We start from the raw sequence: 21,067 nt of genomic DNA, 5'->3' as shown, positions 1-21,067 counted from the left end.
ATCTAGAGACAGTAGATGGATTTGTGTAAAAGCACATTTATCTACTGTTCACTACCATCTCATAGAGGCTTGAAATATAGTGTTTATCTGATGTTTCTTTCTTTTAATATTTCATATATAGTTTTAGAATTTGTATCTTCCATGGTATAACCTAGTAAGTTTACAACTTCTTTTATCTCATCTTCATTACTAGATTCAATTTCTATATATGGGAAAGGACAAAAACTTTCATCATTTATGTCTATTTCAATTAGAGTATTTTTATATTTATAACTTTCTCTATATTTTTTTACAGATTGTACAAGAACAAGTCCTAAGGATTTAAATAAGTTAATAGCTTCTTTATCATCGCTAACTATAATTTCATTTTCCTCCATAACTTTATATCCATCTTGGCTTAGCATTTTTTTTGTTGTCATATAATATACCATAGTATTTGTAAGTGTATCTTCTACAATTCTTACTCGAGCATATCCTTTATTTTTTAGTAATCTTCCATCTTCAAAATCAAAAATATTGTTTATTTGATTTTCAGCTTTAACCTTAGGGGCATTAATTTTTTTCATTAGGTTTCTGATTTTTTCAACATCAATATCAAGGATCCTAGTTTCTAATTCTTTCATAGCTACACCTCATTTGGCAAAAATATTATTTATAAGTTTTTATAGGATATTAATACATTTAACTTGCTATAATTTTATGATATAATAAAAACGATTCAATTAAAAGGGTAGGAGGGTAATTTATGGACCATTTTTTAGAACAATTAGTAGGACCAAAAAGCAATACATTGTATAAGATAGCGAATATAGGATACGTGGTATTAATAGTATTAGGATTATTTTACGCTATACTTGCACCACTTATTTCCTTGTTTATGGTGTCATTGGGTGGTGTTTTATTCTTTTGTAAAAGATATTTATATGTTGAATATGAATATGTATTTACCAATGGAGATGTGGATATAGATGTTATATATCAACAAAATTCTAGAAAGAAAAAAATTCAATTCCAAGTAAAAGAAGTTATGTTATTTGCACCTTGCGATTCTCAGCAATATAAGGATTTTTCAAATAAACCACAAAAAGTAGTAAATGTAGTACCTAAAGGTAATACTGATAGAGTATATAGTGCTATAGTTAGCCAAGGAGCTAATAAGGTAGAAATTCGTATGGTTCCTTCTCAAGAATTTATGGAAGAAAGTTATAGATACAATCCAAGATCAGTAGTTAAATATTAGATTTTTCTTTTATGCAAACTAAAATTAATAGCTTAATATGCAAATCAATTTTTATCAGGACGGTGAGTAAATGGAATATGTAAATGATATTAATATAACCGAAGCAATTTTACATATACTTGACAATAATGCACAAGAACCAATTTTAAATGAGTATAAACTTGAATTAAATGAAGAAGTTTATAAATTCATTTATAGGCATATAGAAAGAGTATTTAAAGATGAGGAATTAAAATATGCTTACTTCAATCCTGAAAGAAATATTGTAAAAGAAGTTTCTCAAGAATATCTAGGTGGAACAAACAATGATTTTGTTGAAGTTTCAAAAGAAATAGCCAGACAACTGTTTGCAGTAATGAATGGTAATGGTAATATTCCTTCTTGTGATCTGATGGTTGCCTCAATATCAACAGATAAAGGTCCTATGTTGGGCATATTAAAGATGGATTATGTAAAGAATTTTACCCATAAAGTAGATTTTGTGCAGAACAAGATAGGAATTAATATTATAGAACAAGCAGCAGGTCTTCCAGCTTCAAGTCAAAGAATTCAAAAATGTGCTTTTATAAAACCTATAATGGATGGAGAGATTCACCTAATGGTAATGGATAAGCAAAAGAAGTCTCAGGGTGAAGATGAGTATGGCGCAAATTACTTTATAAATAACTTTTTAGGTTGTACTATTGTAAACAACGAAAGGGATATGACAAAGAATTTTGTAAAGGCTACAGAGACATGGACACGAAATAATTTTACTGATGATGCTGATAAGGCAGAAAAAGTTAGAACTGCTATAAAGACAAAATTAAAGAATGATGAAGTTGTTAAGTTAGAAGAGTTATCACAAGAACTTTTTCAAGAACAACCTCAGCATATTGCTGCATTTAATGATTTTATAAAAAGTCAAGGTGTAGAGGATGAGGTAACTGTAGATAAACAATGGATTGAGAAGAAGCTTAAGCGTGTTAGACTCAAGATAGATAAAGATATAGATTTGTATATTAATGAAGAAGCGTATCATGACTCTAATAGATTTGAGGTTCAGAGAAATGGAGACGGCAGTATAAATTTAGTAGTGAAGCATGTAATTAATTATGTAGAAAAATAATAATTATTACATATAAGTTAGCACCACCTAGTATTAATAAGATAGTAGGGGGTGCTAATTTAATTTAAAAAATATTTTTTATTGTAATGTCTTGCAATTCTTTAATGGCATCTGAGGTGTATTTAACTAGATGTACAGAAGCAAGAGACTCTGCATTATCTCTAACTTTTGTATATTGAGTTAGTTTTAATACTTCATTTGACAAGTTATTTATATCTGTATGATTTATGTAAACTGATATGGATAGAGAATGTTTTTCTACATTATCCTTTACATCTACAGCTAAAGAATAAGCCTTATCCCAATCCTTTTGATTTATAGCAGTTTCAATTTGAAGGCATTTTTCATTTATGTCATCACATATATTTATTAACATGTTATGTGAATAGAGTACAAAGATGAACATTAGTGAGAATAGAATTATAGAAGTAATGGTATTTTTCAAAAGGATCCCTCCTTTATATTTCCTTTACGGTTTGTTTCATAATAAAGTTTGCCATTAGAATTTATTAGTGCTATGTATAAATCACTAATTTCTTTTACTCCACTAGATTTTAGATACTTATGTAACCATTTCTCAGTTTGATTCAATTTTTTTAGTCCATTATGATTAATTTTTCCTTCCACCACTAAAATAATAGGAATGGTTTGCTCAGGGCTTGGCTGAAGCTTTAAATCTTTCTTTGTGACAGGAGAGTTAGCATCCTTTGGAAAGATCGATATTTTACCATTGTTTTCAAGTATTGCAAATTGAATATCTTGAACATTAAAATACCCAGATAATCTTATTGATTCCATAAGATCGTCTAAATTAATACGCTGATTTTTAAGAACCTTTGCGTTGATTTTTCCTTCTTCAATAAGTATACAAGGCTTACCATCTATTATTTTTCTGGCAAGAGGACTTTTTAATTGTACTTCAGATACAATTGTTTCTGAGATTAATAAAGTTATTATTGGGATAATGCCTAAAATTAATGGAAGCCTAGTGTCTTGCATTGGCAAAGAAGCAAGATCTGAAAGCATAATTGTAATTGCAAGTTCATAAGGTTGCAATTCTCCAATTTGTCTCTTACCCATTAATCTCATTACAAATACAACTAAGGTATATAAAATAATAGTTCTTATAATTACAATAAACAATGAAATCACCTCAAAAATAGATTTTACAGAAATCATTCAAAATATTCGCTAATATAACCTAAAATATATGAGCATAAAAGGTGTATAATAATACTGAGAACATAATGTAGGAGAGGATTTTATGATCAAAAATATAATAAGGCAAGGGAAAAAGGAAACTAAATTTTATAGTTGTTTAGATATAGAAAAAGATAAAAATGCAAATTCACCTATTTTAGCAAAATATAATAATAAATATTATGAGTTAGGTGAAATAATACCTGAGGATGGGGAAATAGAATTTGTAGGAAGTTCAGATAAGTTTGGTAATAGGGCATATGTTAGAGCTTTACAATTTGTTTTGATTAAAGCAACATTAGATTTATTTCCTCAATCAGCCATAGCTATTGAACACTCAATTAGTAAAGGCATGTTTGGTGAGATATATAAGGTGAAAGCTTTAGATGAAGATGATATAAACAAAATAAGATCTAGAATGCTAGAGATTATTGAAAAAGATATAATAATAAATAAAGTGAAAATAAAGAGGATTGAAGCAATCAACATATTTGAACAATACGGAATGAAAGATAAGGTTGCTCTTTTAAATGAAAGTAAAAAAGAATATGTTAGTTTGTATGAATTAGATGGAAGATATGATTATTTTTATGGGCAAATGGCTCACTCAACAGGAGTATTAAGAACTTTTGATTTAATTTACTATGAGCCAGGTTTTATATTAAGATATCCTGAAATAAAAAAAGAAGCTATGTTGCCAGAATTTGTAGAGCAAAAAAAGTTATTTTCAGTATTTTATGAAACAGGTAGATGGTTAAAAATCTTAGATGTAGCCCATGTATCATCATTAAACAACAAGATTAATTGTGAGGAACGTGGAGATTTAATAAGAGTAGCAGAAGCATTGCATGAGAAAAAAATAGCTAATATTGCAGATATGATTCATGAAAGAAAGGAAGTAAAGTTAGTACTGATAGCAGGACCTTCTTCATCAGGTAAAACAACTTTTGCAAATAGATTAGGAATACAGTTAAGAGTAAATGGATTGATTCCAATAGCAATATCTTTAGATAATTATTTTGTAAACAGGGAACAAACTCCGTTGGATGACGAAGGAAAGCCAGACTTTGAAAGTTTGAATGCCTTAGATTTAAAGTTATTTAACGATAATTTAAATTCGTTGCTTGCTGGAGAAGAAGTTGAAATTCCAACATATAATTTCATTTCTGGTCAAAGAGAATGGGATGGGAAGAAATTAAAACTACCTGCTAATGGGGTTATAGTAATTGAAGGTATACATGGATTAAATGATAAGCTGACTTCAGAAATTGAATCAAAGTTTAAGTTTAAAATATATATATCAGCATTAACTCAATTAAATATAGATAATCATAATAGAATATCTACTACAGATGTAAGAAAGATAAGGAGAATTGTTAGAGATTATCTTTCAAGAGGATATAGTGCAGAAGGTACTTTAGAAATGTGGGATTCTATAAAAAGAGGAGAAGAAAAGAATATTTTTGTGTACCAAGAAGAGGCTGATATAATGTTTAATTCAACCTTAGTGTATGAATTATGTGTATTAAAGAAATATGCATTGCAAGAGCTAAATAAGATAGATGTTAGTAGTGAACTTTATCAAGAAGCACGTAGGTTAATATCATTTTTAAATTTCTTTCAGGAGATAGATAAGGATTCTGTTCCGGAAAATTCTATTCTTAGAGAATTTATTGGTGGTAGCTGTTTTTATAAGTATTAATGTTTATGTTATGGTTTAAAAAATTGTATGAAATTTAGTGATAATTAGAGAAAATAAAAAACTGTTTAATCTCTTGTATTTATGGAATTAAACAGTTTTTTTGTTTGTATATCATATATATTTTTGTGATGTGTATAGAAGTATTCCACTTAAATGTTGGTAGAAAAATGTCGAATTTTTGTGACTTGTCCACCAACATTATTATGGAACAGTTCTATATGGGGTTGCATAATCAATTGTTAGTCTATTAATAGGTGAAGCCTATCTGACTTAATAGTATAATAAAAAGGTACTATGCTTAGGGATTATTTTAACTTAAAACAATCCCTATTTTTATAAAGAACACTAGACATCAATAGAGGCAATATAAAAGTACCTACTACTAAACTAATGTTGCCTGAATAGTTTAGTATACTTATGGTTATATTTGTAATGAATGCACAAACATAAAGTAATATACCTATAGGTCTTTTTAATAACATAAGTATGCAAGATAATATAAATCCCATATTAACTACTAAAGTTATTATTCCCATAGTAGGAGTAAGTAGTTTTAATGCGAGGATTGACAGTATTGTGCCTATAATTCCTGCAGAAAGTTGTAAACCAACAATTACAAAAAATGATATTGTAAGCTTATTTTTATTAAGGTTCTGTTGTGTCATTGAGGTTTCCTCCATCTAATTAGAATGTATGTATTTTTTTATTTATGGTTTATATAAAAATTATAGCATAATAAGTTTTATTCTACATTAATTTGTAAATATTATATATATATATAAACTTCATTTATTAATGTTTTGAAAGTAAATTTATGAAATTAATATTTTGAATGTTGACACTTTCAGTAGGATGGTTAAAATATAACTATTAGTTGTATTTTTATAAGTCATTTTGTAGATAAAAATCAGAAAAAGATTAGGATTTATTATAAAAGTATAGATGAAAAAACTTATTTTATATAATCATATAAAAGGTAGCGGAGGATTTTACAATGAACGAATATGGTATATTTGATATTATTGGTCCAATAATGATAGGACCATCTTCATCACATACTGCAGGAGCAGCAAGATTAGGAAAGGTAGCAAGAACTATAGCAGGCGGTAAAATTAATTCTGTAATATTTTTGTTGCATGGGTCTTTTGCGAAGACTTACAAGGGACATGGTACAGATAGGGCTTTAGTGGCTGGAATTTTAGGCATGGAACCAAGTGATCCAAAGTTAAGATATTCTTTGGAGATTGCTAAAGAAAATGGTCTTGAATTCGAGTTTAAGGCAGCAGACTTAGGAGATGTACATCCTAATACAGTTAAAATTGTTATGAAAACAGAAAAAGGTTATACGCAAATAGTAGGTTCATCAATAGGTGGAGGTAATGTTGAGGTATCAGAAGTAAATGGAGAAAAGGTTAAAATAACAGGAGCATATCCAACTTTAATAATTTCACATAGAGATGTGCCAGGAGCAGTATCTAAAGTTACTTCTATATTATATGCCAATAATATTAATATAGCGTTTATGAGTGTTACAAGAGCTCATAGAGGAAAGAATGCCACTATGGTATTCCAGTGTGATAACAATTTACCGGTACAAGCAATTGAAGCAATAAAAACTGTGGAATCAGTAGAAAATGTAATTTCTATAGATGTTGTTACGGAGGATAATTAATATGTCAGCGAAGAGTGGATTAGAGTTATTAGAGATATGCAATAAGGAAGGCATTTCATTAAGTGAATATGCTATTAGAGAAGAAGTTGAGAGAAGTAACAATTCAAAAGAAGAGATAATAAGCAAAATGAAAAAGACGCTAGATGTTATGAGAGAGTCAGCAAATGAAGGAAGAGAAAAGAAAGTTTATTCAGTAAGTGGTTTAATTGGGGGAGATGCTTACAAACTGAATAAGTACATAGAAGCTGGAAATACATTAACTGGACCTATAGTTAATAAGGCCATGGCAAGAGCTTTATCTTGCTCAGAAATGAATGCAGCTATGGGAAGAATAGTTGCTTGCCCAACTGCAGGTTCTTGTGGAATTCTTCCAGCAGTAATATTAACAGCAGGAGAAGCTCTAAACAAAACAGAGGAAGAGTTAATAAAGGCTCTTTTTGCTTCATCTGCAGTAGGTATGATAATTGCAAAGAATGCTACAGTTTCAGGGGCAGAAGGTGGATGTCAAGCTGAGTGTGGTTCTGCAGCAGCCATGGGAGCTGCAGCAGTTGTTGAAATGATGGGCGGCTCTGTAGAAATGAGTTTAGATGCAGCGGCTATAGTAATAAAAAATATATTAGGATTAGTTTGTGACCCTGTTGCTGGTCTTGTAGAAATTCCTTGCGCAAAAAGAAATTTTGCAGGGGCAGTATCAGCATTAACTACTGCTGATGTAGTTATGGCAGGTATAAAAAGCAAAATTCCATTTGATGATATGGTAGAAGCTATGTATAGAGTGGGCAAACAAATACCATCATGCTTGAGAGAAACTGCAGAAGGTGGAACAGCAACCACAGAAACAGGTTTAAAATTAAAGAAACAAGTTTTTGGAGATTAAGGCATCTGAAAATAAATAACAAGTCCAAATATGCGACGGATATTTGGACTTAGACAAGGAAACAGGTTCCGCAGATAGCAGAACTATCTAAGGGGTCTGTTGACGTAGTATAAGGTCAAATAGACTAGCAGATGGACTTATTTATTTTTTGAAGATGACTAAGAATATAGAAAGTAGGTAGAAACTTCTTATGGAAAAAATTCAACAGTTTTTAGATAAATATTTTGGCATAAGAGTATTGAGAAAAGAGCAAAAAATAATTGTTGATAATATTCTTTCTCATAAGGATGTATTCTGCTTACTACCAACAGGTGGAGGAAAATCTTTATGCTATCAGTTGACTGCATTGCTTATGGATGGTGTAACCATTGTTATTTCTCCTCTTATTTCATTAATGAAAGATCAAGTGGATTATTTAAAGAATATAGGTATTTCAGCAGAATATATAAATAGCACTCAAACTCCAGATGAAATAGATGACATTATGATAAAAGTGAAAAATGGTGATATAAAGCTTCTTTATATAGCACCAGAGAGACTAGATTATAATAAATTTGTAATAAAGTTTAACAATATTCATGTGAGTCAAGTGGCTATAGATGAGGCACACTGTGTATCTCAATGGGGACATGACTTCAGAAAAAGTTATAGAAATATATTACCTTTTATTAATTCCTTAGAAAATAGACCTATAGTAACAGCCTTTACAGCTACAGCTACAGAAGAAGTAAGAATTGATACTATTAAATTATTGGGACTTAATAATCCGTTTATAGTTTTTGGTGGATTTTATAGAAATAATCTGCAAATTAATGTTCATAAAGAAGAAGATAAACTAGAGTTTGTAAAAGATTATATTAGAGCTCATGAGGATGAATCGGGAATAATTTATTGTAGCTTACGAAAAGAAGTAGATATGCTATATGGAGTTCTATCAGATATAGGGTACAGTGTAAGCAAATATCACGGAGGCTTGAATGATGAACACAAAAATATAAACCAAGAAGATTTCTTGTTTGAGAGAAAAAATGTAATGATTGCAACAAATGCTTTTGGTATGGGAATTGATAAATCAAATATTAGGTATATAATACATTTGAGCATGCCTAAAAATATAGAGGAATACTATCAAGAAATAGGCAGGGGAGGAAGAGACGGAGCTTTTTGCAGGTGTCATTTACTATATAGTAGAGATGATATAAGGACAGCTGAATTTCTAATAAATACTTCTACCAAGATGGATAGGAGGGAAATAGAACTTAGAAAACTTCAAGCCATGGTAGAACTATGTGAGACAGAAGGATGTTATAATGAATATATACTAAATTATTTTGGTGACGCAGTTAAGAGAAAATACTGTGGTAATTGTAGTAACTGTGTAAATAGTGAAGGCTTAAAGGATTTAACATTAGAAGCGCAGAAGATTTTATCATGTATTTATAGAACAAAGGCTCAGTTTGGCATAAGTGTGATGACTGATGTACTTAGAGGCTTTAAGGGAACCAAAATACAGCAGTATAGATTAGATGAGATATCAACTTACGGAATCATGCGTGAATATACCAGTAAAGCGATTAAAGATATTATTAATATAATGTTAGAACAAGGTGTGGTTGATAGAAAAGAAGGTACCTATTCTATGCTAGTTTTAAACAAATTATCTTTGAAAGTTTTAAGAGGAGAAGAACAGGTTTTTGGCAAGTTAAGTGATAATACTGTTTGTGAAAATGAAGAATTATTCAAGAAATTGAGAATATATAGGAAGGATATTTCAAGACGAGATAAAGTTAAGCCATATATTGTGTTTAGTGATGCGGTTTTAATAGAAATATCCAACATGAAACCTAAAAACTTTGATGAATTAAGGTCTATAGGTGGAGTTGGAGATAAAAAGATTGAGAGATATGGAAAAGATGTTTTGGAAATAGTTAAGCAATTTGAAGAACAAGAAAAGAATTAGGCATCATCAAAAATATGATTAAGAGAAGTGTTAAGAGATTACACTTCTCTTAATTTGAGTTATATACTAGGTCATATTTTGAAACATTAAAAGAATATTTAAGGTTCCATAGCCCCATTGAGGATTTGGATATATGTCTCCACTTCTTTTTTCAGTCCCCCTTTCGAGGTAAGCTTTTAAAGTTACAGAGTACATAAAAGGATCATTATTGTCTACAATTCCCCATTGGAAAAGCATTGCACATGCTCCAGCAACTATAGCAGCAGCTACACTAGTACCATTAACTACAGCTGTAGTGTTATTAGGGGCTACAGTTAATGCATTTACTCCACCAGCTGCAACATCAATTTTGCTTACTGAATCATCAGCAAATCCCATGCCAGAGTAATTAGCTATATTATTGTTATTTTGATTATATGCTGCTACTGAAACTACATAGTTAGAGGTAGAAGGGTTGGTTATTGTTCCAAATGGGTCAGAAGGACTGAAGCTAGTTCCCCCAACAATTAGACCTTCTGGTGGTAACCAAGCATTATACCTGCCATCCAATATCAAATCACCAGTTAATCTGATTTTCCATACCCCAGGTTGTAAATCGTAAAATCTTAATCTAATTAATTCATCACCTGTGATTCCGTCAGGAACATAAAAATTGACTTTTAATTGAGTTTTCTCAAAAATGAAGGTATAGACTTCTAAGGTATTAATTAAGGCAGAAATAATACCACTACTTTCTCCAGATGGAGATATAACATCAAGTGACATAATATTAGGAGTATCTACCCAAACTTCAAGCCATAAAAAGTGTTGCTCAGGTGATATGTTTAGGTCTATGGAGCTTACATTACCAACAGCAGTTATGTTTCCAGATGTATGTCCACCAACGGAACGTTGATTACCTGTACCAGATACTACAGTAATTCCGCTATTTAAACAAATAAACTCAATAAATTGTTCTAGAAGCCCTATGCCTTTATGGTTACCAAAAGTACTGCCAAGTGGGAAATATATAACCATAGGTTTGGGACTAGATAATGAATACCGATATAGAAATTCGAATGCAGCCATAACTAATGTAATGTTATATACAGGAACTTTAGTATCAAATCTATCTTGATATGAACGATCTACTAATAGCTTTACTATAACAAAATTACAATCAGGAACTACTCCTCTTAAGTTTGGATTTTTACCAGTAGCGCCTATTAGTCCAGCCATATTAGTACCATGTCCTATTTCGTCTCTACTAGGTACTATATCATAGGCAGATTTTCCTTGTTTGGAAGCATTAATTGCTTCATTAATTTGTGCTTTGGTATACACAGTGCCAAAGGGTAGTGAAGTAGTGTGTGTTTCTTTAGGAGTTACGACAGTTTGGTCCCAAATGTAATCAATTCTAGTGTCTCCTTGCTCAGTCATAAATTCTTCACTTAAATAGTCAATTCCAGTATCAATAATTGCCACATCAACACCTCTACCAGTTAAATTTAAAGGAAGATTAAGTTGCAAAGATGTTGCTTGTGAAGCCTCTAAAGGTGAAATAGCTTGAAGAGTATACATTTCTGCAGGTTTTACATACACAATAGTTGAGAAAAATGGAGGAGTTACATTAATCTCAATATTTTTATTTTTATTTACAGAAACTATAGCATATCTGTCATTTATTATTGTTACAAAATAATCAGGATATTTTGATAGTTCTGCTTGTATATCTCCCTGATATTGAACTATATAACTAAAATAATTTATGTCGTTGAAAATATTATCTTGAATTGTATAACGATTATCCATTAGTAATCCTCCATAATGTTTAGTGGGATTCTTATAAATAAGTTATTAATACTATATTCAGTAAAGTTTTTAATATCACCCCTTGTATAGGATCTGCTAATAATATTGAAGGTTTCTAATAAATCTAGAAAACCATATCCAATATCTCTATTAGGAAATTTATAAATTGGGTTTCTAGATGCTCCATATTCTAAGTAGGATATAATCTTTTTCGAGAAAATAGCCTTGTCATTATTGTCAACTATTCCCCATTCTAGCAGAAGTGCACAAGCGCCAGCTACTATTGCAGTGGCTGCTGAACTTCCTGAAATTGTTGTAGGTGTTCCGCCTACAGAGGTTGTTATTATGTTTTGTCCTAAAACAGCTATATTTGGATTCACTATTCCATTTGCATTATATCCCTTCCCTGAATTAGGTAATATAAAGTTATTATCTCCTAGAGCAGTGACAGTGACAACATTAATGGCTGTGCCTGGAATTGTTAGAGTTTCAAAGGGATCAGGTTGAAGGAATTCTGTGTTTTCAGGTAGCGTGATTCTTGGAGAAAGCCAAATATCATATCTTCCAGAAACAATATAGTCTCCAATCAATTTAAATGTCCATATCCCAGGTTTAATTCTATCAAAATGTATGTGTATTAGTTCATGGCCAGTAAAATGTTCGGGGGTATAGTATTTTACAGTCATGGTAGTGTCTACATATACAAATTTTGAAGTATCAACTTTGTTAATTTTAGATTCAATAATCTTTGATTCTTCTCCTGTAGGAGAGACTACATTAAGTGAAGCTCTGTTAGGTCTTCTTAACCATATATTAACAATAAAATGTTCCATTTCAGCAGGAACTTTAAGTTCTATAGAATTAACGTCATGAACATTTCTTATGATTCCTGAAGCATGGCCTTGAGAACTACCCTCATTTCCAGTTCCAGCTACTAAAACTAAGCCTCTATAGCTGCCAAGGGAACTAAAGTATCTAGAGATTAAATTTGTTCCATCATGACTTCCTTCTGTAGTGCCAACACATAGACAGATAACCATTGGTTTTTGATATTTTAAAAAGGCTTGCCTCAAAAATTCTAAACCAGCTAAGATTTCTGAAGTGTTATAAACAGGAACAGGAGGTACTTTATTTTCGCGTAATGTTTTTTGATATGCAGCTGAAGGAAAAAGTTTAACTATTACAAAACTAGCATCTTGAGCAATGCCTTTGAATTTATTTGTAGCACCTCTAGCTCCTATGATGCCAGCTATTTCAGTTCCATGTCCCAATTCATCTTTAGATGGAACAATACTGTAAGGGTCTTGTTTATTTTTTTGAGCAGCAATGGCAGCATTGATTTGTTGGTTTGAATACACACTTCCCATATATACAGATTGATCTTCACTAATTATACTTTGATCCCAAATGCTCAATATTTTTGAAGTACCATCCTCACGAATGAATTCTTGGTTTAAATAATCTATACCAGTATCAACTAAACCTATTATTATATCAGTACCAGTCAAATCAAGATAAGGATTTATTTTGATTTTATTTATATTGTCTACATCAGCAGGCGCAGTATCTTCAAGAACAAACATAGCTCTAAAGTCCACAAAAATAATTGCAGGAACATCTTTTAAAAGTCTATCAAGATCATCTTCTGCTACAGCTATAACAGCAATAGTTTCAGTAATTATATCACCAACAGCATAGGAGACTTTGTCAATTTGCTCTTTTAAATTACCTCTATATTCAACTAGAAAGTTAGGTGTATTTTCACTATAAAATAATTTTCTTTTCTGTAATTGTATATTAATCATATGAAATCTCCTAATATCAGTGATTTATCAAGTGAAACTTGCTTAAGATGTAATGTATCCCTATTTGAAATTTAATATCAGATAAGTTATTACGTGAATTAATTGATTAATATAAAAAGAAGTTACCTAAGGCTATAAATAAGAAAAATATCAATACTATATGTATAATCATGAGATAATATCTGTGTAAGATATTATCTCATGATAAGTAACTATACATTTCAATTAAAATTAATTTTCATAAAAATAATAAGGCAAACTAACCCCTAAAAATTCATCGTATATAGATTCATAGTTGGGAGAAATAGTTGACCTAAGTTCTGCTATTTTTGACACTCCAACATAGACATCTGAAATTTTGTACCAGGTTGCATAATCTACTTGCCCTGTTACTGGTAGAGTAAATATTTGTTGAAATACTTTGACAGATTCTGCAGTCTTAGGCCCATAAGCTCCATCAACTGCTAACTTAGGAATTAATGGATAATTTTGTGATATACGATTTAAATAAGTTTGCATATCTCTTACAGGAATTCCTTTAGAACCTATAGTAAGTGTGTACCCAGGGTAAGATGAAGGAATTCCAGCCACTGATTTAGCAGTAACTAATTCTATGTTGTTGCCATAGTAGTTTGTTATTATTTGATATGGAGTTTTTCCCTCATCTCCTAGATATTTACTACCCCATTGACTTAGCCATCCAGGACAAGTTACAGATTTACCATCGCAATATTGGGTAAATAATGGCTGCTTGTTTCCAGGTCTTTTAACATAAGTTGAGAACATTTCATCAACTAAGGCACTTACATTATCAAAAATATTTCTACCATAGTTAAATGCTTGATCATAAGCAGTTGAATTAGTTATTTGATATGGTTTGCCCTTGCCTCTATACCATTCTGTAAAAACTCTATTGAGAGTAAAGGATACAACGCAAAAGATATTAGCTCTAATAGTATTTGTTGACCAGTTTGGGAATATTTCAGAACTAATTACGTTCTTTATATAATCCTTAAAATCTACAGTATAGTTTGGAGCAGAATCATCATTTGGGGAACCAGCATGTACAACTATTTGACCAGGAACCACTACTTCGCTCAAAACAACTCCACTAGTAGGAGGAGGTAATGGTTTTATGGGGTCTTCAGGGATTTTAGGTGGAAAAGTTCCAACTAATGTATTAGCTGGTATATCAATAACTTCTACCTGTCTAGTAGATTTAGTTTCTGTAAGATTACATACCTGATAAGCAGTGGAATTTGGATATACCTGACAACCATTTATTTTTATTGGACTGAAGCCCTCTCTTTCAACTGTAATATTGCATAGAGAGTATGGTTTTTGATCTGATGGATTTTGCGAATATTCTATTGGTGGTGTGTCTAATTCTATATCGTTAGTTAATCCAGCTGAGTTTGTTGTTAGTGCATAGGTTTTTTCGCCTGTGGTACTTCCATCTGCAGTTGTATTAGATACAGTTATTTTAGTGTTATCTATAGGGATGAAAGTTTTTTCTTTAAAAGTTTGTAGTTTTAACCTCCCTTTAGCCATAAACGTCTCCTTAGAAATTTATCTATTGATATTTTACGAATAAAAAATCACATTTATGAATATTCTTTATGAATATTTTTCTGCATGAAAAGATCTTTAATTATATCAAATTCTGTGTATTACTAAGTTTTATTTTAGTTAAAAAACGGATTTACAAATTCATTTTACATAAGAAGTATATCGAAGAATTCTCTATTGCCAATTTATTAGAATATTATGAACACTAATATAGTATGGGGGATTTATAGCATAATTTATCGCAAACAGAATATATTTTTACAAAGGGGTGAGTGTATGGATTTTAAAAAAGTAATTTTAAGTGATCGTGAAAATTCTAATAACGAAAAATTTCAAGGAACTTTTTTGGATTACCTTGAAGTGGTTAAGAAGAACCCTGATGTAGCTAAACTTGCGCATAAAAGAATGTATGATATTATAATCAATCAAGGCTATGAAATACTAAAACCAGAAGAGAATTATAGGATAAAAAAGATTTATGGTAATGAAACTATAAGAAGATATAATTTTTTCAAAGATAATTTTTTTGGAATTGATAAGATTATTATGAAATTAGTAAATTATCTACATTCTGCAGCTATGAAAGGGGAAGAAGCAAGACAAGTTTTATATTTAGTTGGACCAGTAGGGGCAGGAAAATCCTCCTTAGTTGAAGCATTAAAAAATGCCATAGAAAATGCAGAACCTATTTATACAATAAAGGGATGTCCGATGAATGAAGAACCTTTGCATTTGATTCCAAAGCATTTGAGAAAAGAATTTGAAGATATGCTTGGAGTACAGATTGAAGGAGATTTATGTCCAATTTGTAGATACAGGTTAATGCACGAGTATAATGGCAGGTATGAAGAAGTTCCTATAGAAAGAAAGAATTTTTCTATAAGATCAAGAAAAGGTATAGGAGTTGTTCCACCTGTTGATCCAAACAATCAAGATACTTCAGTGCTTACAGGCTCAATAGATATATCAAAAATGGATATGTATCCAGAGGATGACCCAAGAATATTTTCACTTAATGGAGCATTCAATGTAGGAAATAGAGGGATGGTTGAATTTATAGAGGTATTTAAAAATGATGTTGAATACCTTCACACTATTATTACAGCCACTCAGGAAAAATCAGTTCCATCACCAGGTAAGGGAGCAATGATATATTTTGATGGTATAATTGTTGCCCACTCTAATGAAGCAGAATGGAACAAATTTAAATCAGATCATACCAATGAAGCTATTCTAGATAGAATTGTAAAGATAGAAGTTCCTTATTGTTTAGAGCTAAATGAGGAGGAAAAAATTTATAACAAGATAATAAAGAAGAGTAATTTTAAGGCTCATATTGCTCCTCACACATTGGAAATAGCAGCTATGTTTGCAATAATTTCAAGGCTTTCACCTTCAAATAAGGTAGACTCTATCACAAAATTGAAGATATATAATGGTGAGGATATAGTTGAAAAGGGTACAACTAAGAAGGTAGATATAATGGAATTGAAGGAAGAGGCAGGTCCTTCAGAAGGAATGAAGGGTATATCTACAAGATTTATAATAAAGGCAATTGATAATGCACTATCAAATTCAGAGAATAATTGCATAAACCCATTGAGCGTAATGGAAAGTATTATAAAGTCAATAAAGGATTTAGATATTTCTCAAGAGGAAAAGAAAAAGTATCTTGCTATAGTTCAAGATACAATCAGAAAAGAATACAATAAGACTCTCGAGAAGGAAGTAACAAAGGCCTTTATTCATTCCTTCAGAGAGCAAGCTGAAAGTTTGTTTAATAATTATTTGGATAATGCAGAAGCGTATGTTAATAAGAGAAAATTAAAGGATGCATCAACAGGGGAACAACTAGTTGCTGATGAGGAATTTATGAGAAGTATAGAGGAACATATAGGTATATCAGAAAGCTCTGCAAAGGGATTCAGATCAGATGTAACCTCATATATGTTCTACATTGTTAGAAATGGCGGAAAGGTAGACTATAAGTCTTATGAGCCACTTAAAGAAGCTATTGAGAAGAAGTTAACAACTTCCGTTAAGGATATATCAAGAATTATTACAAAATCACGTATCAGAGATAAGGAGCAGGATGAAAAATACAACGCAATGGTTGAAGAAATGAAGAATAATGGATATTGTGATTATTGCTGTGATGTGATTTTGAAATACGCTGCCAACAACCTATGGAAGGATTGATAGCATGGCAATCTTTAGAAATCACGATGAGAATCAAGTTGAGCATGATAGGTCAATAGAAGATAGAAGAAGGCATAGGCAGTTAGTTGAAAAATCAATTAAAGATAATTTAGGAAATATACTCTCAGAAGAGAGCATAATTGGAGAATCTAAAAATAAAAAGTTTAAAATTCCTATTAGAGGAATTAAAGAATATCAATTTGTCTACGGAGGAGATGGTTCAGGAAATGTAAGTACTGGAACTGGAGAAGAAAAAAGGGGGGATAAGATAGGACAAGAGAAAATGTCCGGAAAAGATTCACAAGGTGCAGGCAATTCAGAAGGGGAGGAAATATATGAAACAGAAGTAACTCTAGAAGAGTTACTGGATTATATAGTTGAAGATTTGGATTTACCAAACCTAGATAGAAAAAAATATTCTGAGATTTTAGTTGAATCAAGCGGAAGAAAGAGGGGATATCAGAAGTACGGAATAAATCCTAGACTAGCAAAAAAGAAAACTGTTATTGCCAAGTTAAAGAGAAAGCAAGGTAGGAAGAGAGCTTTAAGAGAAAGAGGTATTTCAGAAGAAATTAACAGATTTCCATTTAAAGAAGAAGATTTAAGATATTATAGAGTTAAAATGAAGCCTAAAAGGGAGAGTAATGCCGTATTAATTTTTATTATGGATGTTTCAGGATCCATGGATAATAGTAAGAAGTTTTTAGCAAGATCATTTTTCTTTGTATTATCAAAATTTATTAGAAGGAAATATAATAATGTGGCTTTTGAATTTATATCTCACACAACTACAGCTAAAGTTGTAGATGAGTATGAATTTTTCCACAGGGGAGAATCTGGGGGAACCTATATATCTTCAGGTTTTGATAAGGCATTGGAGGTAATAGAGCAGAAGTATCCAAAGGAGATGTGGAACATTTACTCTTTCTACGCTTCAGATGGAGATAACTGGAGTGAGGATAATGAAAAAGCAGTAATAAGTGTACAAGAAATATGTAAAGTAAGTAATTTGGTATCCTATTGTGAGTTATTACCGTCAACCTACTCTACCACTATGTATTATAGATTTGAAAAAGAAATTAAAGAGAAGAACTTTGTGCCAATTAAAGTTAATGAGAAAAAGGATCTTTGGTATGCAATCAAGCACATTTTATCAAAAGAATTAAAGGAGTAAAGCATATGGGGTATAACGTTAGTGACTTAGAAAAATGGAATGAGAAAATTGAAGAGGCAGCAAAGGAGTATGGGTTAGATTATTATACACAGGAATTTGAGATTATAGGCTACAACGAAATGTTAAGCCATGAAGCATACACAGGAATGCCTTCAAGATACCCTCATTGGAGCTTCGGAAAGTCCTATGAAAAGAATAAAACCTTATATTCTTTAAACCTTACTGGCTTGCCTTATGAAATGGTTATTAACTCAGATCCGTGTATTGCATACCTAATGAGAGATAATACTTTATTGCTACAAATATTGACTATGGCACATGTATATGGACACAATGATTTCTTTAAAAATAATAGATTATTTGTTGAAGGAACAAGAGCTAAAAGTACAGTTGAGATGTTTAAGCTTGGCGCAGATACCATAAGAGGTTATATAAATGATCCAAGTATAGGGTACGAGGAAGTTGAAAGGGTAGTGGATGCAGCACATTCTATAAGATATCAGGTTTCTAGAGTGGCTGGAGAAAAAGATATTTCACAGGATGAAATAAGAGATGGATTGTTAAAAGAATATATGGAGAAATTGCAAAAAAGAGATGATTTAAATTTTAATGATCCTATAGAAAAACCAGATTTGACTAAGTTCCCATTGGAACCAGAAGATGACTTGATGAAATTTATTATAAAGTATGGACAGTTAGAAGAATGGGAGAAGAGCATATTAGAAATAGTCAGAAGGGAGATGTTGTATTTTATTCCTCAGATTGAAACTAAAATAATGAATGAGGGGTGGGCAAGTTATTCTCATTATAATATTTTGAAATCTTTAAACCTTAGTCAAGAGTTACATTTTGAATTCTTAAAACGTCATAATGATGTTATAGCCTCAATGCCAGGAAGACTTAATCCATATTATATAGGCTTTAAAATTTTTGAGTATTTAGACAAGAACTATGGAAAGGATAGAATCTTTCAGGTAAGAAAAATGGATAGAGATAATTCATTCTTAAGGAGGTATTTAACAGAAGATTTATGTAGAGAATTGAATTTGTTTGAATATGTAAAGAGTGGCCGTGACTATCTTGTAAGTGAAGTCTCAGATGAAAATGGATGGAAAAAAATAAGAGATTCCCTAGCTGATAGTACAGGTATTGGAACAATACCTTATATAAGAGTAAAAGATTTAAATTTAAAAACTTATACCTTAACACTAGAACATGTTTACAATGGCAGAACTTTAGATAGAATCTATGCCAGAGAAACACTAAAGAAATTATATGATTTATGGAAACACAAGATTAAACTTTTGACCAAGGACAAGGAAGGAAATGAGTTAACCTTTATTTGTGAAGGGAAAGATAAGATTACTATGTAACCAATTAACTTATCAGTAATATATTATATATGGTAATTAAATTAATTGAGAGGTTATAAGATGGAATTTAATAATAGTGAGACTTATAAGAATTTGCTAAAAACCTTTGCTGGGGAAGCAAGAGCCAGAGATATGTATAATTTTTTTGGAGAAATGGCTAGAGGAGAAGGTTATAATTACGTAGGGAAAATTTTTGATGACACAGCAGCAAATGAATACGCTCATGCAAGAGAGGTATTTAAAAGATACTTAAAAATGGTTGGAAGTACTGAAGAAAATTTAAAGTCAGCAGCTGCTGGAGAGGCTAATGAGTATGAAAATTTATATAAGGAATTCGAAGATACAGCTAGAAGTGAAGGCTTTGATAATATTGCAGATTTTTATGCTGACTTAAGAGAAGTTGAAGAATCTCATAATAAGAGATATAAAGCTTTATACAATCAGGTAAAGGAGGGAACTATATTTAAGGGAACTCCAAATAGTATGTGGAGATGTATGAACTGTGGCTATATTTATGAAGGAGCAGAAGCCCCTGAGTTTTGCCCTTTATGTAAGTTCCCAAGAAGTTACTTTGAACCATACACTCCAGAAACTAAGGAGGGAGAGCGATGAATTTAGTATATCCAGAAGAATATATTTACCCAGTAAATATGCGTGAAATCAGTAAATTTGATTTTGTAGATGAGAATGATGCTGAGGGAGATTATAGGTACAGAACATTTAGAAGTAATAGATATATTGATATATTTTCTGAAATAGATGAAGAGTATTCTAATAAGGCATCTGGAAATAAGTAAGGATTTCCGGTATTCTTTCAATATGATTTTACTTATTTTTTAAAGAAGCCTAAAACTCCATAAATTTGTCATTGTCTGATAGGAGGATTTACGTGGAAAGCTATAGAGAGTTGTTTGATGCTTATTTTATAGAAGTAAATAATATAGCAGACTTGCTAAGCAAATATGTAAACTCCTACAGACTTTTAATTGGAACTGCAGGGGAGTTAAATGGTATCGCCTTAGCTAGAAAAAAAGAAGTAAGAGCAGCCATAGATAGAGCGAATCAATTAGGTGAGATAATTGATGTATTATTAGATGCAATACAAAGTATAGAAATCTGTTATCTTAATTATATTATGTTAAAAGCAGATTTAATTGCAGTAAAAACCCAGAAGAATGTTATACTTACAGAGGTTGATAATGAATTGTTATTCCAGAATTCTTCTAAGAGGCCATTAGGAAATAATGATAGACGGGAATCTAGAAGAGAGGATCGAAATGAAGATGACGCTTCAGAAAATGATAATGACGATAATTTAGAGGAGATTGATACTGGATTTGATGATGAAGGTGATGAGACAGAATAAAGTATTTGCAAATAGATGATAAGTTTTAATA

Annotated in this window: 19 protein-coding genes; 12 read left to right on the top strand and 7 right to left on the bottom strand. The window is 31.1% G+C overall.

Annotated features, from left to right (window positions below; all coding sequences use genetic code 11):
* Nucleotides 1-83 precede the first annotated feature (83 nt).
* Nucleotides 84-623, bottom strand: a complete 540-nt coding sequence (locus tag OCU47_RS15230) for a class IV adenylate cyclase (RefSeq protein ID WP_261829463.1) — start codon at nt 621-623, stop codon at nt 84-86.
* A gap of 122 nt (nt 624-745) precedes the next feature.
* Here OCU47_RS15230 and OCU47_RS15225 point away from each other — a divergent pair, with 122 nt between their 5' ends.
* Both OCU47_RS15225 and OCU47_RS15220 read left to right on the top strand, forming a co-directional pair.
* Nucleotides 746-1,240: a DUF6106 family protein gene (locus OCU47_RS15225; RefSeq protein WP_261829462.1), complete on the top strand. Its 495-nt coding sequence runs from the start codon at nt 746-748 to the stop codon at nt 1,238-1,240.
* Between the two features lie 70 nt (nt 1,241-1,310).
* Nucleotides 1,311-2,348, top strand: coding sequence for a nucleoid-associated protein (locus OCU47_RS15220; RefSeq protein ID WP_261829461.1), 1,038 nt, complete (start codon nt 1,311-1,313; stop codon nt 2,346-2,348).
* Nucleotides 2,349-2,412: 64 nt separating this feature from the next.
* Here the strand turns inward: OCU47_RS15220 and OCU47_RS15215 are convergent, their stop codons facing one another.
* Nucleotides 2,413-2,793, bottom strand: a complete 381-nt coding sequence (locus OCU47_RS15215; RefSeq protein ID WP_261829460.1) for a DUF4363 family protein — start codon at nt 2,791-2,793, stop codon at nt 2,413-2,415.
* Entirely contained in the window at nt 2,790-3,491 is a 702-nt protein-coding gene (locus OCU47_RS15210) for a DUF421 domain-containing protein (RefSeq protein ID WP_261829459.1), read from the bottom strand. Before OCU47_RS15210 ends, OCU47_RS15215 begins: the two co-directional genes overlap by 4 nt.
* Before the next feature lie 121 nt (nt 3,492-3,612).
* Between OCU47_RS15210 and OCU47_RS15205 the strand changes: the two genes are divergently transcribed.
* Nucleotides 3,613-5,250 (top strand): nucleoside kinase, encoded by a 1,638-nt coding sequence (locus OCU47_RS15205; protein ID WP_261829458.1) that lies wholly within the window; start codon nt 3,613-3,615, stop codon nt 5,248-5,250.
* 305 nt (nt 5,251-5,555) lie between these two features.
* Here OCU47_RS15205 and OCU47_RS15200 read toward each other — a convergent pair whose 3' ends face one another.
* Complete coding sequence (locus OCU47_RS15200; RefSeq protein ID WP_261829457.1) at nt 5,556-5,915, bottom strand: hypothetical protein; 360 nt, start codon at nt 5,913-5,915, stop codon at nt 5,556-5,558.
* A 329-nt stretch (nt 5,916-6,244) separates the two neighbouring features.
* On the opposite strand from OCU47_RS15200, the gene sdaAB reads away from it, so the two are divergent.
* From sdaAB to recQ, 3 genes are all read left to right on the top strand, one after another.
* A complete protein-coding gene (gene sdaAB, locus OCU47_RS15195) occupies nt 6,245-6,922 on the top strand; it encodes an L-serine ammonia-lyase, iron-sulfur-dependent subunit beta (RefSeq protein ID WP_261829456.1) in 678 nt (225 codons plus the stop codon).
* A gap of 1 nt (nt 6,923) precedes the next feature.
* The gene (gene sdaAA / locus OCU47_RS15190) at nt 6,924-7,799 is read left to right on the top strand and encodes an L-serine ammonia-lyase, iron-sulfur-dependent, subunit alpha (protein ID WP_261829455.1); all 876 of its coding nucleotides are present in this window, start codon (nt 6,924-6,926) and stop codon (nt 7,797-7,799) included.
* A 190-nt stretch (nt 7,800-7,989) separates the two neighbouring features.
* Nucleotides 7,990-9,759 (top strand): DNA helicase RecQ, encoded by a 1,770-nt coding sequence (recQ, locus tag OCU47_RS15185; RefSeq protein WP_261829454.1) that lies wholly within the window; start codon nt 7,990-7,992, stop codon nt 9,757-9,759.
* A 66-nt stretch (nt 9,760-9,825) separates the two neighbouring features.
* On the opposite strand, the gene OCU47_RS15180 is transcribed toward recQ, so the two are convergent.
* The 3 genes from OCU47_RS15180 to OCU47_RS15170 all read right to left on the bottom strand — a co-directional run bounded on the left by OCU47_RS15180 (nt 9,826) and on the right by OCU47_RS15170 (nt 14,906).
* Nucleotides 9,826-11,550, bottom strand: a complete 1,725-nt coding sequence (locus tag OCU47_RS15180) for a S8 family peptidase (protein WP_261829453.1) — start codon at nt 11,548-11,550, stop codon at nt 9,826-9,828.
* Nucleotides 11,550-13,355 (bottom strand): S8 family peptidase, encoded by a 1,806-nt coding sequence (locus tag OCU47_RS15175; protein ID WP_261829452.1) that lies wholly within the window; start codon nt 13,353-13,355, stop codon nt 11,550-11,552. The genes OCU47_RS15180 and OCU47_RS15175 overlap by 1 nt, the downstream gene beginning before the upstream one ends.
* A gap of 231 nt (nt 13,356-13,586) precedes the next feature.
* Complete coding sequence (locus tag OCU47_RS15170; protein ID WP_261829451.1) at nt 13,587-14,906, bottom strand: peptidoglycan-binding protein; 1,320 nt, start codon at nt 14,904-14,906, stop codon at nt 13,587-13,589.
* Nucleotides 14,907-15,200: 294 nt separating this feature from the next.
* On the opposite strand from OCU47_RS15170, the gene OCU47_RS15165 reads away from it, so the two are divergent.
* From OCU47_RS15165 to OCU47_RS15140, 6 genes are all read left to right on the top strand, one after another.
* A complete protein-coding gene (locus OCU47_RS15165) occupies nt 15,201-17,123 on the top strand; it encodes a PrkA family serine protein kinase (protein ID WP_261829450.1) in 1,923 nt (640 codons plus the stop codon).
* A gap of 4 nt (nt 17,124-17,127) precedes the next feature.
* Complete coding sequence (gene yhbH / locus OCU47_RS15160; RefSeq protein WP_261829449.1) at nt 17,128-18,297, top strand: sporulation protein YhbH; 1,170 nt, start codon at nt 17,128-17,130, stop codon at nt 18,295-18,297.
* A gap of 5 nt (nt 18,298-18,302) precedes the next feature.
* A complete protein-coding gene (locus tag OCU47_RS15155; protein WP_261829448.1) occupies nt 18,303-19,670 on the top strand; it encodes a SpoVR family protein in 1,368 nt (455 codons plus the stop codon).
* Nucleotides 19,671-19,730: 60 nt separating this feature from the next.
* Nucleotides 19,731-20,282: a rubrerythrin family protein gene (locus OCU47_RS15150; RefSeq protein ID WP_261829447.1), complete on the top strand. Its 552-nt coding sequence runs from the start codon at nt 19,731-19,733 to the stop codon at nt 20,280-20,282.
* On the top strand, nt 20,279-20,467 hold the full coding sequence (locus OCU47_RS15145) for a hypothetical protein (RefSeq protein WP_261829446.1): 189 nt from the start codon (nt 20,279-20,281) through the stop codon (nt 20,465-20,467). Before OCU47_RS15150 ends, OCU47_RS15145 begins: the two co-directional genes overlap by 4 nt.
* Nucleotides 20,468-20,559: 92 nt before the next feature.
* Nucleotides 20,560-21,036 (top strand): hypothetical protein, encoded by a 477-nt coding sequence (locus OCU47_RS15140; protein WP_261829445.1) that lies wholly within the window; start codon nt 20,560-20,562, stop codon nt 21,034-21,036.
* The last annotated feature ends 31 nt before the right edge of the window (nt 21,037-21,067 follow it).

Origin of the sequence: Clostridium sp. TW13, from assembly GCF_024345225.1 — a bacterium.
In the GTDB taxonomy this organism is placed as follows: Bacteria; Bacillota; Clostridia; order Clostridiales; family Clostridiaceae; genus Inconstantimicrobium; species Inconstantimicrobium mannanitabidum.
This window is presented reverse-complemented; position numbering and strand designations above follow the sequence as displayed.